Origin of the sequence: Acinetobacter sp. CS-2 (genome assembly GCF_016599715.1) — a bacterium.
In the GTDB taxonomy this organism is placed as follows: Bacteria; Pseudomonadota; Gammaproteobacteria; order Pseudomonadales; family Moraxellaceae; genus Acinetobacter.
In genome coordinates, this window is record NZ_CP067019.1 from 923722 (window position 1) to 943915 (window position 20194).

General features: G+C 40.5%; 13 protein-coding genes and 1 pseudogene. 10 read left to right on the top strand and 4 right to left on the bottom strand.

Going from position 1 to position 20194, the window contains the following annotated elements:
- Positions 1-3: 3 nt before the first annotated feature.
- From JFY49_RS04295 to JFY49_RS04305, 3 genes are all read right to left on the bottom strand, one after another.
- Positions 4-1029 carry a hypothetical protein gene (locus JFY49_RS04295; protein WP_227609536.1) on the bottom strand — a complete coding sequence of 342 codons (1026 nt, stop codon included), beginning with the start codon at positions 1027-1029 and terminating at the stop codon, positions 4-6.
- A complete protein-coding gene (locus JFY49_RS04300; RefSeq protein ID WP_200223993.1) occupies positions 1022-2647 on the bottom strand; it encodes an NAD+ synthase in 1626 nt (541 codons plus the stop codon). Before JFY49_RS04300 ends, JFY49_RS04295 begins: the two co-directional genes overlap by 8 nt.
- Before the next feature lie 657 nt (positions 2648-3304).
- The gene (locus JFY49_RS04305; RefSeq protein WP_200223994.1) at positions 3305-3823 is read right to left on the bottom strand and encodes a hypothetical protein; all 519 of its coding nucleotides are present in this window, start codon (positions 3821-3823) and stop codon (positions 3305-3307) included.
- 395 nt (positions 3824-4218) lie between these two features.
- Here JFY49_RS04305 and JFY49_RS04310 point away from each other — a divergent pair.
- Positions 4219-4881: pseudogene (locus JFY49_RS04310) on the top strand (transposase).
- Between the two features lie 110 nt (positions 4882-4991).
- On the opposite strand, the gene gltA reads toward JFY49_RS04310, so the two are convergent.
- On the bottom strand, positions 4992-6269 hold the full coding sequence (gltA, locus tag JFY49_RS04315) for a citrate synthase (protein ID WP_086196825.1): 1278 nt from the start codon (positions 6267-6269) through the stop codon (positions 4992-4994).
- A 1013-nt stretch (positions 6270-7282) separates the two neighbouring features.
- On the opposite strand from gltA, the gene sdhC reads away from it, so the two are divergent.
- The 9 genes from sdhC to sucD all read left to right on the top strand — a co-directional run bounded on the left by sdhC (position 7283) and on the right by sucD (position 19306).
- On the top strand, positions 7283-7681 hold the full coding sequence (sdhC, locus tag JFY49_RS04320; RefSeq protein WP_131273317.1) for a succinate dehydrogenase, cytochrome b556 subunit: 399 nt from the start codon (positions 7283-7285) through the stop codon (positions 7679-7681).
- Entirely contained in the window at positions 7681-8046 is a 366-nt protein-coding gene (gene sdhD / locus JFY49_RS04325; RefSeq protein ID WP_180042367.1) for a succinate dehydrogenase, hydrophobic membrane anchor protein, read from the top strand. The genes sdhC and sdhD overlap by 1 nt, the downstream gene beginning before the upstream one ends.
- A 12-nt stretch (positions 8047-8058) precedes the next feature.
- The gene (locus JFY49_RS04330; RefSeq protein ID WP_086196823.1) at positions 8059-9957 is read left to right on the top strand and encodes an FAD-binding protein; all 1899 of its coding nucleotides are present in this window, start codon (positions 8059-8061) and stop codon (positions 9955-9957) included.
- A 14-nt stretch (positions 9958-9971) separates the two neighbouring features.
- On the top strand, positions 9972-10682 hold the full coding sequence (locus tag JFY49_RS04335; RefSeq protein ID WP_086196822.1) for a succinate dehydrogenase iron-sulfur subunit: 711 nt from the start codon (positions 9972-9974) through the stop codon (positions 10680-10682).
- Positions 10683-11511: 829 nt separating this feature from the next.
- On the top strand, positions 11512-14352 hold the full coding sequence (locus JFY49_RS04340; RefSeq protein WP_086196928.1) for a 2-oxoglutarate dehydrogenase E1 component: 2841 nt from the start codon (positions 11512-11514) through the stop codon (positions 14350-14352).
- The gene (odhB, locus tag JFY49_RS04345; protein WP_180080679.1) at positions 14352-15560 is read left to right on the top strand and encodes a 2-oxoglutarate dehydrogenase complex dihydrolipoyllysine-residue succinyltransferase; all 1209 of its coding nucleotides are present in this window, start codon (positions 14352-14354) and stop codon (positions 15558-15560) included. Before JFY49_RS04340 ends, odhB begins: the two co-directional genes overlap by 1 nt.
- A 60-nt stretch (positions 15561-15620) precedes the next feature.
- Positions 15621-17054, top strand: a complete 1434-nt coding sequence (gene lpdA / locus JFY49_RS04350; RefSeq protein ID WP_180042363.1) for a dihydrolipoyl dehydrogenase — start codon at positions 15621-15623, stop codon at positions 17052-17054.
- Positions 17055-17236: 182 nt separating this feature from the next.
- Positions 17237-18403 (top strand): ADP-forming succinate--CoA ligase subunit beta, encoded by a 1167-nt coding sequence (gene sucC, locus JFY49_RS04355; protein WP_180042361.1) that lies wholly within the window; start codon positions 17237-17239, stop codon positions 18401-18403.
- Positions 18404-18415: 12 nt separating this feature from the next.
- Complete coding sequence (sucD, locus tag JFY49_RS04360; protein ID WP_200223995.1) at positions 18416-19306, top strand: succinate--CoA ligase subunit alpha; 891 nt, start codon at positions 18416-18418, stop codon at positions 19304-19306.
- Positions 19307-20194: the final 888 nt, after the last annotated feature.

Consider the following 20194-nt stretch of genomic DNA (forward strand, 5'->3'; position numbering starts at 1 on the left):
AAATTAAAACTTTTCTTGAAGATATTGCTCAATGAATTGATGAGTAGTTTCGCTGGCATAAAAAGGTGAAATCAGCGCCTGAATAATCCCGTCTAGCAATCCTTGTTGTTCTAGGGCTTGAAGAGAGTAGGGCATAAAACGGTGGGCTTCCTGATGTAAGTCTTCTTCATCTAGTCCGACAGATTGTAACAGTTCCTGTAAGCTGTAGTTGGCGAAATAGTCATAAAAGCCAGCCACCACATCCAAAACCACCTGTTGCAGGTATTCTGTTTGTCTTAACTGTCGCCAGGTTTCATAGACCAGAATAAAGAACTCTTCAAAGTCTATGGGCTGGAATTGGGAAAAAGTTTCCCGCAAGGTTCTTTGTTTAATATCTTCCCATAAATGCAGGCTGATGTCTGCCAGCTCTTCATTCGGCAGTAAAAACAGGTTTGCAAGTTGTTTGACCAGAGCGTGAGCAAGTTGCTGCTCCAGCTTGAGTTCAATAGTCTGTTGCTGGTCTTGAATAAAACTGAGTATCTTAGAACCCAAACCTTGTTGATGGGTATTGAGCTTGCGTAGATGATCCAGCCAAGGCGTATTACTTTCAAGAATCTGGTTCGCTAACTGTAAACTGACATGTTCGACTTGCTGATTGTGCTGCAAATTATCATGGATGTAGTGACGCAACTGATCCAGTTCGAGAATCTTGTACATCCATAATTCAAAAGTTTCATCAGACAGCAGCGCGTTGATTTGAGTCTGGCTGTTCATTGCCAGCTGATGAATTCTTTGAGAAACAACCCCGATGAACTCTAAAATTTCAGCACCTAGATTCAATTCAAAGGCATATTTTTGAACCACCTCTTGTAGCGATTCAAGTTGAATAATTTGTTTTAAAGCAATCTGATCTGAAGAAATATAAATATGATGAACAAATTTTTCGATATAAGGATTATGTTGTTCTACTAATAATTGTTTTTTTATAAAGCGGGTTTGCTCAAGCATAAGCGCTTGAGCAAACTGTTGGGCCTGGTCCTGCTTAGACACCTGGTGCCCATCCATTCATAATTGGATAACGACGTTCACGGGTAAATGCGCGTGAGCTGATACGCGGACCAATCGCACCTTGACGACGTTTATATTCATTACGATCTACCAGGCGAATGACTTTTTCCACCACTGCTTTATCAAAGCCTTTGGCAATAATGTCATCCTGACTCATATCTTCTTCAATATAAGAATAAAGAATGGCATCCAGTACTTCATAGGCAGGTAAAGAGTCTTGGTCTTTCTGGTCTGGACGCAGTTCTGCAGAAGGTGGGCGAGTAATGACACGCTCTGGAATGACCGGAGTCTCTGAAATGCTGTTACGGTATTTCGCCAGTTCAAACACAATGGTTTTATACACGTCTTTCAGCACCGCATAACCGCCAACCATATCGCCATACAGGGTGCAGTAACCTACAGAAAGTTCAGACTTGTTGCCGGTAGATAAAACCAGATTACCAAACTTGTTCGACAAGCCCATCAGTAAGGTACCACGAGCACGGGCTTGCAGATTTTCTTCAGTGGCATCTGCAGGGCTGTTACCAAAGAATGGATACAGGGTTTGCATGAAGCTGTTTACGATTGGATTGATTTCAGCAATACCGAAAGTTACACCCATGTTTTTGGCCTGTGCAGCGGCATCTTCTACACTGATTTGCGCGGTGTAGGTATAAGGCATCATCACGGCCTGAACTTTATCTGCACCAATCGCATCAACCGCGATTGCCAATGTTAATGCCGAGTCAATGCCACCCGATAAACCAAGAATTACGCCAGGAAAACCAGAACGCTGAACATAATCACGAGTTGCTAAAACCAGACCTTGATAGATTTCAGCCAAGGTATCTAAAGCAGGTGTTACTGTTCCGACTTTATAGGCTTTTTGTTCGGCTTCATATTCGGCGTAATAAAGATCTTCTTTAAAGCTGGCTGCCTGTAAAGCAATATTGCCATCTTTATTGATCACAAAGCTGGTGCCATCAAAAATCAGGTCATCTTGACCACCAATCTGGTTGGTATAGACCAGATTAATATTCAACTGTTTAGCCAGTTGACTCATGGTGGTGACACGATGTTGCGGTTTACCTACTTCATAAGGTGAAGCATTTAAGACCAAAGCTGTTTCAACATTCAGTTGAGATAACTGATGCACGGTACTCAGTGACCAGATATCTTCGCAAATCAGCACACCAAACTTATGACCTAAATATTCAAAAACAAGGTGTTGATGTCCTTCGCTGAAATAACGTTTTTCATCAAATACACTGTAGTTTGGCAAGTTTTGTTTGTTGTAAACACCTAGTACTTGTCCATCTTTCATTACGGCTGCAGAGTTGTAGCGGTGACCCTCTTCACTCTGATTGACAAAACCAAAAACCATCACAATGTCTTTGACTTGACTGAGCAGCTCAAAAGCTTTTTGTGTGCGTTTTGCCAAGCTAGGACGGAGTAATAGATCTTCTGCAGGGTAGCCTACAGTTGAAAGCTCCGGGAAGAGAATTAAATCAGCTTTTTGTTTTTTGGCTTCATTTATCTGTTCAAGCATCTTTTGAGTGTTTGCTTCGATATTGCCAATATGCGGAGAGAATTGTGCAAGGGCAATTTTAAAACTTTTCATTCCAACTTAATCCTATTACCTATAGGGATGTATACACAGACTTAGATTTATTATGATTATGCGTTCAATGCTGTGTACGTGACGACAAATAAAATAGAAGTATTAATCAATAATTAGCAATTCGATACTATATACGAATTGCATCGTTTATAGAGAAAAAAACAAAAAAAAATCTGAATTTAGACAAAAAAATACAGCAGGGATGCGAAAATAGACATATTGCAAATGGATTGTGGTGATTGGATGAGATAACCTGCTAGATGCAATTTCTATTAAATGTTTTAAATCAAATATTTGAGGTGGAATTCTACATTTTGTCTACGCGTGCACAAGCACTTACCATGTTATGGTTTGAGAGGCAGTTGTAGTTAAAAGTTATACACACTGTTGTCTAAACATCAGTTACCAAAAAGTATGCCATTCACTTCAAGTCTACTTATGAATCGCTACCCGTTTTATAAACAGCTTTAAGTTTGCTCACCTGGAAAATTCACCAGATTCTGTTCAGCAGAATGATCTCGACAATACTGAAAAGAGGGACTTGAACGATGAAATCGAACTATTAAAAATTAAAAAAGATGATCGGATGGAAAATTATGAGACATTATTGAAATTTATTCATTCCAAGAATTAAGTTAAAAATTGAACCTGCAAGAATTACTGTATGAGGTGTTCATTATTTAAGATAATGTTGGGGATATTTTTAAAGAATATGTCCCGGGCAATCTCTCCTTGTTGTTCAATGTTGTATGTATGAAACGGTTTGCCCGCAATAAAGTGGTATTTATAAGGATTATATTTTTTAAAACTCAAAAAATATTTGGACTGCAGTATAGCGCCGTGTAACAGAACATTGATATTGGACTGATATTGATAAATGTGGGTCATCTCATGTATGAACAGACCTTGCATTTGTTTAGATCGCCGAGAGAAATCTTCACAAAAATTTTCGTTATTCATAAAAATGTTGCCATTGGGAGCCATATACATATTTATGGGTTGCCAGGGAAGATATTTGATATTCAATATTTGAACTTCATTGTAATTGATTAAATTATCGAAAACTTGCCGTGCAAGATTTATCTCACCCGTGGTCAACTGCCGAAAACGAAAGTTATGAATATCAAACATTAAATAAAGTTTGAACCATAACCAGAACCTAAATTTTTGGAACATAAAGTTTCATTTTACTGTTTGTAGGGTAAATTCTATTCACAAAGTAAGGCGAGAGTAAATGTCAAGGAAGGGAAATTTGTTCAATTCTTTGATTTGATATTGTAACGATGCTGAAGAAAATTTGAATTATTATTACCCGTGATGGATAAGAAGTTAGATACAAGTTTAACAATAGAATTTAAAGATCAATTCAAAATGAATTTACTGAGGAGTTTAAATCTGGAAAAAATCCATTTAGGGATTTTTTCCTTTGATATTTATATAAAAGTATAGCTAAGCCTGAAAATATATTGTTTAATTTAAGAAAATCTGAATCGTGCATAAGAAATAGACTTGAAAAAAAGGCGACTAAAAACCATGAGGGGGTTACCACATAACCTACGTCTTTAGTGACCATGTTCGATGGCTTTTTTCAGAAATTTGAAGCAAGCTATTGGGAATTTTTAAAATATAGCAATAAGCGTTTGAGAATATTGTCTACTTAATTGAAACTTTCAGAAATCGTGTTGATTGCCATTTGGTATAAATGCTCTTATTTCAATAATTTCAAAGCCTTCTTCTTTTTTATTAAAGCAAAATCAAGGTCAACTCTTTCGATATTTACCATGTTAGCAGCGGATGGTTCATTTCATCAGAGCTCATTAATTGGCGCTGCATGCTTTACATTTTTCCTGGATGAAAGATTGTTAAAGTCATTATTTATGGATTGATTCAACTATACTAACTGTTGCAAAAAATCAGCGGATTCAACGGCATAAATCTATAGCAGTGATTGCAACCCGCGGCAAAAGCTCAATGGGATGGTTCTTTGGCTGTGCTATACTTAATCATGAATCAGTTATGAAATCCACGCGACTCTCTACATCAGGTGAATATCACTTAAAGCAGCCTAATAAAATAGAGACTTTATTTAGCTTGTTAAAAGAAAAAATCATTTGGTGACGAGTAAAGCGAGAGGCATTGATGGGTATTTATCTGGAGTTTATGCATCGTTATGTGTCTATCAACTCTGTTATAAAAACAAGCCAGTGGTTCGTATTATGCAAACATTGGCTTAAACAGGATTCGGGTTGAGTAAAATTTTATTGCATGGAGTAGAGGCTTGATTGAAAGACGTAAAAAAACCGCCCGGAAGGGCGGTTTTTTTAAATCATTAATTCTTAAAGAATTAACGACCTTGGATGTCACGTTGAACTTCACCAGTGTAAAGCTGACGTGGACGACCGATTTTGTAAGGGCCGCTGTGCATTTCTAACCAGTGGCTGATCCAGCCAACTGTACGTGCAAGAGCGAAGATTACAGTAAACATTTCAGTCGGAATACCAATCGCTTTAAGGATGATACCTGAATAGAAGTCTACGTTAGGGTATAAGTTACGTTTGATGAAGTATTCATCAGACAACGCAATGCGTTCAAGTTCCATTGCAAGAGCAAGTTGTGGATCGTTGATACCAAGCGCACCAAGAACTTCATCACAAGTTTCTTTCATTACTTTCGCGCGTGGATCGAAGTTTTTATAAACTCGGTGACCGAAGCCCATAAGTTTAACTTCTTTAGTCTTCACTTTTTCCATGAAGCCCGCAACGTTTTCTACAGTGCCGATTTCATCAAGCATCTTAAGAACGGCTTCGTTCGCACCACCGTGAGCAGGACCCCAAAGTGCAGAGATACCCGCAGCGATACATGCGTAAGGGTTAGCACCAGTAGAACCGGCTAAACGTACTGTAGAAGTAGATGCGTTTTGTTCGTGGTCAGCATGAAGCGTGAAGATACGATCCATTGCTTTAGCAAGAATTGGGTTAACTTTGTAGTCTTTGTCTGCAGGAGTAGCAAACATCATGTACAAGAAGTTTTCAGCGTAGCTCAAGTCATTACGTGGGTAAACGAATGGTTGACCAACTGTATATTTGTAGCTCCAAGCTGCTAGCGTAGGAACTTTAGCAATCAAGCGGATTGCAGTAATTTCACGGTGGTTAACATCTTCGATGTCCAAGTTGTTGTGATAGAACGCAGAAAGCGCACCAACTACACCAACCATAATTGCCATCGGGTGAGCATCACGACGGAAACCATTGAAGAAACGGCTAACTTGGTCGTGAACCATAGTGTGGTTACGAACTTTAGCATCAAATTCTACTTTTTGTTCAGCTGTTGGAAGTTCGCCGTTTAACAATAAGTAGCAAGTTTCTAAATAGTCTGCTTTAGTTGCAAGCTGGTCGATTGGGTAACCGCGGTGTAGAAGAACACCTTTGTTACCATCGATGAATGTGATTTTAGATTCACATGCAGCTGTTGCCATAAAACCAGGATCAAAAGTAAAGTGACCTGCGGCCAACACATCTTTAACGTCGATTACATCTGGGCCCAATGTGCCGCTGTAAATTGGTAATTCAATTTCTTTGCCATCAAGCTGTAAAACGGCTTTTTTGCCAGTTGCTGCAGACATTCAATAGATCTCCTGTCCTGGTGAATGTTTTATCTGACTCGTAGTACTAATCTTTTAATGCGCGAATCAGACGGGTCAAAAATTTGCTATAAGATTAGTGAGTACTGAAATTTTGTCAATTATACTTATGGATAAAGCGACGCCCTCACCGGGGTTGGATCAAAAAAATCCAGTAGCCATGAGGAAAATATCAGTATCGACGCTGTATAATAAGTCAAATGAAAATAAGTTGCAGAAAAAAATATGCATGTTGTGGGAATTGTAGGCAATTTTTAATTCCTAAAAACTCTGATAGGTTCCGAATTTACGTCAAGCCTAATATTTTAAATTATTATAATTTTCGTAACTTACATCTTTTTATTGTATTTTTTGCTGATTTTTTAGTCATAATTAAAAGCGATAAATGAAAAGTGAAATTAAGTTTGTTTGGTTAAAAAATAGCTGCCAAATATGTGCTGAAATGCCGGTTATTTGTCCAAATTGGATAAAATAAACCATAATTTTGCAGAAAAAATCAGCATGATTTTGCCATATAAAGAAGTTATGCACAGACTAAGTGGTTATTTCATTTCATGAAGTTGGATTGATATAATTATTATAAATACTATATATTTCTAATGGAAATGAAAATTGTTATAAATGATATAAATACAGCTAAGATTGTTGTAAAATATAATGATTCTTTGTTCATCTTTAGTCTAAATAAATAAATTTAATTCTCAAAGCTAAAAACGATAAATAAAATTTAATTTTATTTAATAAAAACCAAACATATAGCTCTGTTTTCTTAGATGTATTTTGTCTGCTTGCATTGGGGATTTTATGTTAATGATTCTTATTTGATGCTTTTTTATGGAAAAGCTAAATGTGACTGTTTGTATTTTGATAGTTCACGTTTTATAATTCAGTGTCGTTTTAAGTTTAGGTGTTACTGGATAGAGTAATTGCCTAAAAATGCTAGCTTTCCTTCGAATTAATTCCAACAAACTCCGGATGGAGTTTTTACTTACAGGATGCCCGCTGTGAAAAGCAACAGACCTGTCAATTTGTCCATGGGTCAAGTTTTAGAAGTAAACTTAAAATCCCCTGTGGCTATTGCATCAATTCTACACCGTCTCTCTGGTGTCATCGTATTTTTACTTGTACCGGTACTTTTGTGGCTTTTAGACAAATCATTGTCTTCTGCTGAGGGTTTTGCTGAAGTTCAGGCAATCTTTAGTGGCTTCATTGTGCGCTTTATCGTATGGGTATTTGTAGCCGGCTTACTTTTCCATTTTATTATGGGTATTAAGCATTTACTTGCTGACCTTGGTTTTGCTGAAGAACTGCAAAGTGGTCGTGTGGCAGCTACTATTTCATTGATCTTGGCTGCGATTTCGATTGTCGCATCATTTGTATGGATTGTTCTCTAATGAAAAGTGCTACAGGTTTAACGGGTTCAGGTTCTCGCGATTGGTATATCCAACGCGTAAGTGCTGTTGTATTAGCTGTTTATACTGTTGTGGTATTGGGTTGGATCCTTCTGAATGGCGGATTTAACTATGAACAATGGTTTGGCTTTATGATGACATTACCAATGAAGATTATGTCTTTGTTGGCAGTCTTATCTCTTGTCGCACACGCTTGGATCGGCATGTGGCAGGTATTCACAGATTATGTGACTACTCGTCAAATGGGTCCTTCAGCTTCGGGCTTGCGTTTGGTGCTGACTTCAGCAGTGATTATTGCTGTATTTGCATATGCAATCTGGGCGATCCAGATTTTTTGGGCGAATTGATAGGAAAATATCATGGGCGCGATTAACCCTAAAGAAGATTACACAAATATTCCACACGAAACTTTCGATGCTGTCATCGTTGGTGGTGGTGGTTCAGGTATGCGCGCATCTTACCAGCTTGCTCAAGCGGGTTTGAAGGTTGCGGTACTGACTAAAGTGTTCCCAACACGTTCTCATACTGTAGCAGCACAGGGTGGTATTGGTGCATCTCTTGGTAATATGCAAGAAGATAACTGGCATTACCACTTCTATGACACGGTTAAAGGTTCAGACTGGTTGGGCGACCAAGACGCGATCGAATTTATGACGCGTGAGGCTCCACAAGTTGTTTATGAATTAGAACATCTGGGTATGCCATTCGACCGTAACGCAGACGGTACAATTTACCAACGTCCATTCGGCGGTCACTCTGCAAACTACGGTGAAAAAGCAGTTCCTCGTGCATGTGCTGCTGCCGACCGTACAGGTCATGCACTGCTTCACACGCTTTATCAAAGCAACGTGAAAATGGGTACGCAATTCTTCGTAGAATGGATCGCACTTGACTTGATCCGTAACGAAGCGGGTGACGTACTTGGTGTAACTGCTATTGATCAGGAAACTGGTAAAATTGCAGTATTCCAAGCGAAAGCGACATTATTCGCTACAGGTGGTGCTGGTCGTGTTTACCGTGCATCTACTAACGCATATATCAATACTGGTGACGGTCTTGGTATGGCAGCTCGTGCAGGTATTCCATTGCAAGATATGGAATTCTGGCAGTTCCACCCAACGGGTGTTGCGGGCGCAGGCGTATTGTTGACTGAAGGTTGTCGTGGTGAAGGTGCAATCCTTCGTAACAAAGACGGCGAACCGTTCATGGAACGTTATGCTCCAACTTTGAAAGACTTGGCGCCACGTGACTTCGTATCACGTTCTATGGACCAGGAAATCAAAGAAGGTCGTGGTTGTGGTCCTAAAGGTGACTACATTCTTCTTGATATGACGCACTTAGGTGCAGATACGATCATGAAACGTCTTCCATCTGTATTCGAGATTGGTAAGAAATTCGCGAATGTTGATATCACCAAAGAGCCGATTCCAGTAGTACCAACAATCCATTATCAAATGGGTGGTATTCCAACGAATATTCATGGTCAGGTTGTGGTTCCTGAATCTCGCGAAACAACTCCGCTTGAAGCACACTACAACAAAGATACTGATGTTTATTCTACAAATGCGGAAGGCCGTGACTTCACTAAGCCAGTGAAAGGTTTCTATGCAATTGGTGAATGTTCATGTGTATCTGTACATGGTGCGAACCGTTTAGGTACAAACTCATTGCTTGACTTGGTTGTATTCGGTAAAGCTGCTGGTCAACATATCATTGATTATGTGACTAAACATCATGGTGATGACTACCAACCGCTTCCTACGACTGTGCTTGAACAAACTGTTGAGCGTATTCGTAAATTGGATGAGTCAACTTCAGGTGAGAACGCTCAAGAAGTTGCTGATGCAATCCGTGACATCGTTCAAGACCACGCTGGTGTATTCCGTACATCTGCACTTCTTGAAGAAGGTGTGAAGCAAATTCTTGCGATTGAGCCACGTGTTCGTAATATTCACTTGAAAGACAAATCTAAAGTATTCAACACTGCACGTATTGAAGCTCTAGAAGTTGAAAACTTGTATGAAGTGGCGAAAGCAACACTGATTTCTGCTGCGGCTCGTAAAGAATGTCGTGGTGCGCATACAGTGGTAGATTTTGAATTGCCGCCAGAACATGCGGACTATCCATACGGTCGTCGTGATGATGAGTGGATGAAGCACACATTATGGTTCTCTGTTGATAACCATCTTGAGTACAAGCCAGTGCGTTACAAACCTTTATCGGTTGATGCAATTCCACCTAAACCACGTACATTCTAATAGGGAGAAGTAAGATGAGTAGAGGTACTCGTACATTTAATATCTACCGCTACGATCCTGATAAGGATAAAGCACCGTACATGCAAACTTTTAAACTTGAATTGACAGACAAGCACCGTATGTTGCTTGATGCTCTTCTTGCTTTGAAAGTGCAGGACGAATCTTTAACGTTCCGTCGTTCATGTCGTGAAGGTATTTGTGGTTCTGATGGTGTAAACATCAATGGTAAAAACGGTTTGGCATGTCTGTGGAACCTGAATGATTTACCGGAAGTGATTACTGTTCGTCCACTTCCAGGTCTACCAGTGGTTAAAGACTTGGTTGTAGATATGAATCAGTTCTATGATCAGTACAATAAAATTCATCCGTTCTTGATCAACAACCAGCCTGCGCCACCGAAAGAGCGTTTACAGTCTCCTGAAGAACGTGAACACCTTGATGGTTTATATGAATGTATTCTTTGTGCATGTTGTTCGACTTCATGTCCGTCATTCTGGTGGAACCCTGACAAGTTCTTGGGTCCTTCAGCATTGTTGAATGCTTACCGCTTCATCATTGACTCGCGTGATACTGGAACACAAGAGCGTTTGGCTCGTCTTGACGATCCATTCTCGCTATTCCGTTGTAAAGGTATTATGAACTGTGTATCAGTTTGCCCTAAAGGTCTTAATCCAACTAAAGCTATCGGTCACATCCGTAGCATGTTGTTAGATCAAGCAGGTTAATCTGCTCCAGTCAAAAAAAGCACACCCTAGGGTGTGCTTTTTTATGCTTTTAATAGTTGTAAGATAGGTAGGGGATACTAAATGGCTATATGAATAGACAGGAGTAGGGGTGTGAAGTGTTATTAAAAAATATATAATTGATTAAAGTAGAGACGGAATCTTGCTTAAAAGCGGTCTAAGTGTTGTGGGATTGTTTGAGTGAGTGATTAAAGCACTAATTGTAGGCTTGAATCTGCAAAGTTGAGATTAAAATGTTATCATATAACGCATATAAAGAGAGCCAGTTTAAATATTGAGCTCTCTTTTGTTATATGTGTGGGCGTGGGGTAGGACTTTGGTCTAGATTGAATCTAATTATGAGATAAAGCACCATATGTTAGATGAAAATGGAGGATATGTATTTCGCTGAGTTATGAGAGGTATGTGTCAAAAAAATCAATTGCAACTGGAGAACATGTTACGATTTGGCACAAAGCTATATTTAAAAAAAGCACTGTATTTGCGTACATTTTTTCAACATCTGAAATTATGTATAAGGTTTATAAATAGATATAAATCGCTTTAGAAAAATTAAGTCGAGTAGTTATTTTTTCTAAGTCGATTTGCAAAAAATTGCTCGGTCTTGGTCGAGTATATATCAATGAGTGATGATGCCAATGGGGGCGTTATGATTCATTATTCACATTGGGTTATTCCTAATGTAGTGATCACGCCTCATGGCTTATGCCTTATGGGGACTAATGTCATATTACCAATTTGACATTATTAATCATGGGTTCGCTTAAAAAGCATCCTGAAAATGTTTTTGCAATAGGAAATGGGTCCACAAATGCAAGAAGTTGCTGACGCACTGCGTCTTGACACTGAACTTAGCGCTGACAGTGCAGCGTATATTGAAGAACTTTATGAGCAGTATTTGACGGCTCCAGATTCAGTAGGTGCTGACTGGCAGGAATACTTCGGTAAATTCCCTAAAGGTGATCAACCACATAGCAATGTACGTGAGCAATTCCTTTTATTAGGTCGCAACTCAAGTCGCGTTCAACCTGTAATTCAAAGTGCTGTAAGTTCTGAGCATGAGCGTCGTCAAATTGGCGTATTGCAACTAATTGCGGCTTATCGTAACCGTGGTCATCAAAAAGCAAAATTAGATCCACTAGGTTTGGCTAAGCGTGAAATCGTACCTGATCTTGATCTTGCTGCGCATGGTTTGACTCAATCTGATTTAGATACAGTATTTAACACAGGCAACCTTGCAATCGGTAAGAGTGAAGCAACTCTAGCTGAAATGGTTCAGGCGATGGAAGCAACTTATTGTGCTTCTATTGGTGCTGAATACATGCATATTGTTGATACCAAAGAAAAACGTTGGATTCAACAACGCCTTGAAAGTGCAAAAGGTCAATTCGGTTTCACTGCTGAGCAGAAAAAACACGTCTTAGAACGTCTGACAGCAGCTGAAGGTCTGGAAAAATACCTCGGTAATAAATACGTTGGTGCAAAACGCTTTGGTGTAGAAGGTGGTGAATCCTTCATCCCGATGGTGAATGAACTGATTCAACGTGCAGGCTCTGTAGGCTGTAAAGAAGTTGTAATCGGTATGCCGCACCGTGGCCGTTTGAACTTGCTGGTCAACATTATGGGTAAAAACCCGGCTGACCTGTTTGGCGAGTTTGAAGGTAAATCACTGCACAAAAAAGGTTCTGGTGACGTTAAATATCACCAAGGTTTCTCATCTAACGTGATGACTCCAGGTGGCGAAGTTCACTTGGCATTGGCATTTAACCCATCTCACTTGGAAATCGTTGGACCTGTAGTTGAAGGTTCTGTACGTGCACGTCAAGTCCGTCGCAAAGACATTGGTGGTGATGATGTATTGCCAATCATTGTTCATGGTGATGCAGCATTTGCAGGTCAAGGTGTAAACCAAGAAACCTTCCAGATGTCACAAACACGTGGTTATACTGTAGGTGGTACAGTTCACATCGTTGTTAACAACCAGGTGGGCTTCACAACTTCTGACCCACGTGATGCACGTTCTACAGAATACTGTACTGATATCGCGAAAATGATTCAGGCACCGATCTTCCATGTCAATGGTGATGATCCTGAAGCTGTATTGTTTGTTTCTCAATTGGCACATGACTTCCGTCATACTTTCCGTAAAGACGTTGTAATTGACATGTTCTGTTACCGTCGTCGTGGTCACAACGAAGCGGATGAGCCAGCTGCAACTCAACCAATGATGTATCAAGTGATTAACAAAAAAGCGACCACTCGTACGCTTTATGCTGACCAACTTGTACAACAAAATGTTCTGGATCGTGCTGCTGCTGATGCAATGGTTGAACAATACCGTTCAGACCTTGAAGCAGGCAAGCATGTTGCCAATGCATTGGTACTTGAACCAAATACCAAAATGTTTGTCGACTGGTCTCCATACTTGGGTCACGAGTACACAGACGTATGGGATACATCATTCCCAATCGAACGCTTGAAAGAACTCGGTACCAAAATGCGTGAGCTTCCAGAAGGCTTCGTTATGCAGCGTCAGGTTGCAAAAGTGATTGACGACCGTCTGAAAATGCAAACTGGCGAAATGCCGCTGAACTGGGGGGCTGCAGAAACTTTAGCGTATGCAACTATTCTAGATGAAGGCTTCCTGGTTCGTTTAACTGGTGAAGACGTGGGTCGTGGTACTTTCTCACACCGTCATGCGAAATTGCATAACCAGGTAGACGGTTCAACTTACATTCCATTATGTAACCTGAAAGAAAACCAGCCACGTACAGCAATTTATGACTCTTTATTGTCAGAAATGGCGGTACTTGCATTTGAATACGGTTATGCAACGACTCTTCCTAAGAGCTTGATTATCTGGGAAGCTCAGTTCGGTGATTTCGCTAACTGTGCGCAAGTTGTAATTGACCAGTTCATCGCATCTGGTGAAACTAAATGGGAACGCGTATGTGGTTTAACTATGCTTCTTCCACATGGTTTTGAAGGTCAAGGTCCAGAGCATTCATCTGCACGTTTAGAACGTTTCTTACAGCTTTGTGCTGAAGACAACATGCAAGTGATGACACCGACTACACCAGCGCAAATTTTCCATGCGATGCGTCGTCAAGCACTTCGTCCAATCCGCAAACCAATGATCATCATGTCACCGAAGTCATTGCTTCGTCACAAACTTGCAACCTCTACGCTTGAAGAGCTTGCAAATGGTTCATTCCAGACTGTGATTGACGAAATCGACAACATCAACAAATCTGATGTAACTCGTTTGGTGCTTTGTGGTGGTAAGGTTTATTACGATTTACTTGAAAAACGTCGTGAACAGGAATTAAACAACACTGCAATCGTTCGTATCGAACAATTGTACCCATATCCAGAACAACGTATTGCTGAAGTACTTGCTTCTTATCCAAATCTAAAAGAAGTGGTTTGGACTCAAGAAGAGCCGAAAAACCAAGGTGCTTGGTTATTCATTGCTCCTCGTTTATATGACGATGTAATGAAAACAGGTAAACAGGTACGTGTTAGCTACGCAGGTCGTCCAGCTTCTGCTGCGCCAGCTTGCGGTTCACCATATTTGCATGCAAAACAACAAGCTCAGCTGGTAAATGACGCATTAGCGATTGCAGCTGAACAATCAGGAGATTCTAAGTAATGGCAACCGAAATTAAAGCACCGGTATTCCCAGAGTCAGTTGCAGACGGTACGATTGCAACTTGGCACAAACAACCAGGTGAAGCTGTATCACGTGATGAAGTGATCTGCGATATTGAAACTGATAAAGTTGTTTTAGAAGTTGTTGCTCCTGCTGACGGTACAATTGCGTCAATCATTAAAAATGAAGGCGATACAGTGCTTTCTGCTGAAGTGATTGCACAGTTTGAAGAGGGCGCTGTTTCTGGCGCTGCTCAAACTCAAGCAGTTCAATCTGAAGAGAAAGTTGAACAAGCGGCTGCACAAACTCAAGCGGGTAATGCACCTGTTGTTGAGCGTGCTCAACCTGTTGCTGATCAAGCTCCAGCAGTGCGTAAAGCATTGACTGAAACTGGTATTGCAGCGAGCGATGTAGCTGGTACTGGTCGCGGTGGCCGCATCACTAAAGAAGATGTTGCAAACCATCAAGCTAAACCTGCTGCTGCGCCGTTAAGCGTTGCTGTTGGTGAACGTATCGAAAAACGTGTTCCTATGACTCGTCTTCGTAAACGTGTTGCTGAACGTTTACTTGCTGCAACTCAATCAACAGCAATGTTGACTACGTTCAACGAAGTGAACATGAAACCAATCATGGAAATGCGTGCTCAATATAAAGACGCATTTGAAAAACGTCATGGTGCACGTTTAGGCTTCATGTCATTCTTCGTTAAAGCAGCGACTGAAGCACTGAAACGCTACCCTGCTGTAAATGCGTCTATCGATGGTGATGACATTGTTTATCACGGTTACTATGACATCGGTGTAGCTGTATCAAGCGACCGTGGTCTAGTGGTTCCTGTATTACGTGATACTGACCGTATGAACTATGCTGAAGTAGAAAACGGTATTCGCGCTTATGCTGTTAAGGCACGTGACGGTAAGTTGGGCATTGAAGACATGACTGGCGGTACATTCACTATTACTAACGGTGGTACTTTTGGTTCATTGCTTTCTACCCCAATTTTGAACACACCACAAACAGCAATCTTGGGTATGCACAAAATCCAAGACCGTCCTATGGCAGTGAATGGTCAAGTAGAAATCTTGCCAATGATGTATCTAGCACTTTCTTATGACCACCGTTTAATTGATGGTAAAGAAGCTGTAGGTTTCCTTGTAGCAATCAAAGAATTGTTAGAAGAACCTGCTCGTCTTATCCTTGATCTTTAATTTTATAGAATAAATCCATGGGCTTAGAGCGATCCTCTAAGCCCATTTTTGGAGAGCATAATGTCTCAACAATTTGATTTAGTAGTAATTGGCGGTGGACCAGGTGGTTATGAAGCTGCAATTCGTGCAGCTCAACTTGGTTTTAAAGTTGCGTGTATCGAAAAACGTATTCATAAAGGCAAACCTTCTTTAGGTGGTACTTGCTTAAACGTGGGTTGTATCCCGTCTAAGGCATTACTTGATTCTTCACACCGTTATGAAGACACCGTAAAACATTTAGATGATCACGGTATTACCACTGGTGAAGTAAGTTTCGACTTGTCTAAGCTTCTTGCACGTAAAGATAAAATCGTTGATCAGTTGACTGGCGGTATTGACCAGTTATTAAAAGGTAACGGTGTTGAATGGTTAAAAGGTACTGGTAAATTACTGGCAGGTAAAAAAGTTGAGTTCGTTTCTCACGAAGGTGAAACTCAAGTTTTAGAGCCTAAGTATGTCATTCTTGCCACTGGTTCTGTGCCAGTAAATATTCCTGTAGCTCCTGTTGATCAAGACATCATTGTTGATTCAACTGGCGCGCTTGAATTCCCAGAAGTGCCTAAACGTTTAGGTGTTATTGGTGCAGGCGTGATTGGTCTTGAGCTTGGTTCAGTATGGCGTCGTTTAGGTGCAGAAGTTGTTGTATTTGAAGCAATGGATGCATTCTTGCCAATGGCTGATAAAGCATTGGCAAAAGACTTCCAGAAACTGTTAACTAAGCAAGGTCTTGATATCCGTGTAGGCGCGAAAGTGTCTGGTACTGAAATTAACGGTCGTGAAGTAACTGTTAAGTACACTCAAGGCGGTGAAGACAAAGAGCAAACTTTCGATAAGTTGATCGTTTGTGTAGGCCGTCGTGCTTATGCTGAAGGTTTATTGGCAGATGATTGTGGCATTAAACTGACTGAACGCGGTCTGGTTGAAGTGAACGATTGGTGTGCGACTTCTGTGGAAGGCGTATATGCAATTGGTGACTTGGTACGTGGTCCAATGCTTGCACACAAAGCAATGGAAGAAGGCGTAATGGCTGTAGAGCGTATTCATGGTCATGCTGCACAAGTGAACTACGACACGATTATTTCTGTTATCTATACTCACCCGGAAGCAGCGTGGGTCGGTTTAACAGAAGAGCAAGCCAAAGAAAAAGGCCACGAAGTTAAAACTGGTCAATTCGGTTTTGCTGTAAATGGCCGTGCTTTAGCTGCGGGCGAAGGTGCTGGTTTCGTGAAGTTTGTTGCTGATGCAAAAACTGACCGTTTACTTGGTATGCATGTGATTGGACCAGCTGCGTCTGATATCGTACACCAAGGTATGATTGCACTTGAGTTTGTATCTTCAGTTGAAGATTTACAGTTGATGACTTTTGGTCATCCAACCTTCTCTGAAGTGGTTCATGAAGCTGCACTTGCAGTAGATGGACGAGCGATTCACGCGATTCAACGTAAGCGTAAGTAAGACAAAAAAGAGCGGCTTAGGTCGCTCTTTTTACATTTGATAGTTGTTTTTATTAGAACAATCATCTAAAAATAAAGATAAGAATCATTTTAAGTTCTCAAAATACCAATATTGATTGATGTGAACCAAAAGATATTGGTGAACGTAATAACAAAGTCAAATAAGTACTAAAAGGTTGTTCAATGAATTTACATGAGTATCAAGCAAAAACGTTATTAAAAAAATATGGGATGCCGGTTCAAGAGGGTATCTTGGCAACAAATGCAGAAGAAACCGTAAAAGCTTTTGAGCAGCTTGGTGGTAAATTTGCAGTACTCAAAGCCCAAGTACATGCCGGGGGACGCGGTAAGGCTGGTGGGGTAAAAGTGGTGAAGTCTGCACAAGAAGCTGAAGACTATGCCAATCAGATCATTGGTACTCGTTTAGTGACTTATCAGACGGATGCCAATGGACAACCAGTCAACAGCATTTTAGTCTCTGAAGATGTTTATCCGGTTGAACGCGAGCTGTATCTTGGTGCAGTGGTCGACCGTTCCAGCCGTCGTGTAACTTTTATGGCATCGACTGAAGGTGGGGTCGAAATTGAAAAAGTGGCTGAAGAAACCCCAGAAAAAATTATAAAAGTCGAAGTCGATCCATTGGTTGGACTGATGCCATTTCAAGCTCGTGAAGTGGCTTTTGCTCTTCATTTGAAAGATGGTCAGATCAATCAGTTTGTCAAAATTATGACTGCAGCTTATCAGGCATTTATTGAAAATGATTTTGCCCTATTTGAGATTAACCCCCTTTCAGTTCGTGAAAATGGTGACATCTTATGTGTGGATGCCAAAGTCGGGATCGACTCTAACGCCTTATACCGTTTACCCGAAATTGTAGCGATGCGTGACAAGTCTCAGGAAAATGAACGCGAATTAAAAGCTTCAGAACATGACCTGAATTATGTAGCCTTAAAAGGTAACATTGGATGTATGGTCAATGGAGCGGGGCTTGCTATGGCAACTATGGACATCATCAAACTGTATGGTGGTCAGCCTGCGAACTTCCTTGATGTTGGCGGTGGTGCAACCAAAGAGCGCGTCATTGAAGCGTTTAAAATTATTTTGGCAGACAGCTCGGTACAAGGGGTTTTAATTAATATTTTTGGTGGAATTGTACGTTGTGACATGATTGCTGAAGCCATTATTGCAGCGGTCCAGGAAGTTCATGTAACCGTGCCGGTTGTTGTGCGTTTGGAAGGAAATAACGCAGAACTGGGTGCCAGGTTATTGGATGAATCTGGACTCACGTTAATCTCTGCATCAGGTTTAGCTGATGCAGCAGAAAAAATTGTTGCTGCGGTAAAAGCTTAAGGAGTATCAATCATGAGCGTATTAATTAATAAAGACACCAAAGTATTGGTACAAGGTTTTACCGGTAAAAATGGTACGTTTCACTCAGAGCAAGCATTGGCTTATGGTACCAAAGTCGTCGGTGGTGTAACGCCCGGTAAGGGGGGGAAAAGCCATTTAAACCTACCTGTATTCAACACCATGAAAGATGCAGTCAAAGAAACAGGCGCAGATGCCTCGGTCATTTATGTACCTGCACCATTTGTATTGGATTCAATTGTAGAGGCAGTAGATTCTGGGATTGAACTTATTGTTGTAATTACTGAAGGTGTGCCGACTTTAGATATGTTAAAGGCCAAGCGTTATCTTGAAACCAATGGCAATGGTGCGCGTTTAATCGGTCCAAACTGTCCGGGTATTATTACCCCGGGAGAATGTAAAATCGGCATTATGCCAGGACATATTCATCAGCCAGGTAAAATCGGAATTATCTCGCGTTCGGGTACACTAACCTATGAAGCTGTAGCTCAGACTACAAAGCTCGGTTTAGGTCAGTCAACCTGTATTGGCATTGGGGGAGACCCAATTCCAGGCATGAACCAGATTGATTGCTTGAAGTTGTTCCAAGAAGACCCGCAGACCGAAGCCATTATCATGATTGGTGAAATTGGCGGTATCGCAGAAGAGGAAGCAGCTGAATATATTCAGTCTCATGTCACCAAGCCAGTTGTGGGCTATATTGCAGGTGTGACTGCACCAAAAGGTAAGCGTATGGGGCATGCAGGTGCAATTATTTCTGGCGGTAAGGGTACAGCAGAAGAAAAATTTGCAGCCTTTGAAAAAGCGGGTATGGCTTATACGCGTAGTCCTGCAGAGCTCGGATCAACCATGCTAGAAGTTTTAAAACGCCAAAACCTGGCCTGAGTCAATCAATAAACTTGAAAGCTCTCAATTGAGGGCTTTTTATTTTATGGTCTTTGATAAGCAGGGTATCTGACATTGAAAAAACTTCATATAAAAAATGAGAAACTAGACTTTTTGCAAAATCACTTTTTTAATCATTTCAATATTGTAAATTGCAGCAATCAAATTCAGACTTAAACCCATACCTTTACATCGACTACAGTAAAGTGTAGCAAGAATTTTGAAGAATCTTTAATTTACCATTTACCTGCTCAATTCGAATACGATGTTTGCCCATTTCTCGATTAATCTGCTGATGTAAGAAAGTTAATGGGTTGTTTTACTTGCTGAAAATGTGGTCGTCGTCTGATCCCTAATCGGCTTAAAGCTGGTTACTCTTTATTAACAAGCATAAGGGCTTGATATCTCTGCTTCTTGTGCTGATCTTTAGACAATGAAAATCATGTGTACTTCCTTATGCAAGACCTATTGGAATCATCTGCATCGTTTCATCATGAATTGTCAGTTGGGCTTTAATCTTATGGCATTTTTTCTTAGCACTATAGAATTTTTTCCGCTTTTTGGGGAATGCTTCATTGCCATCTCCGTGGCATCAACAATAACAATCTCCCCATCTAAGCCTTCACTATGAGATAATTTCCTAGGCAAATGAAAATTATCAGATTTTATTAAAATATTTTCGATCTTTTGGATGATTCCACATGCATTAGATGTATGTATTCCATGGCTCATAGCGACATGAAAAAGTGTTTGATATTTATGTCAATAACTTAGACTCATTAATGGTTAATATTTCGGTAAAAGGCTAAAAGGTCTGCCTCGTCAGGTATTTGCTTGGCTTATTTTTAATACTTCGTGCACTTCTAAAAAGATTCTAGGTTGTATTCC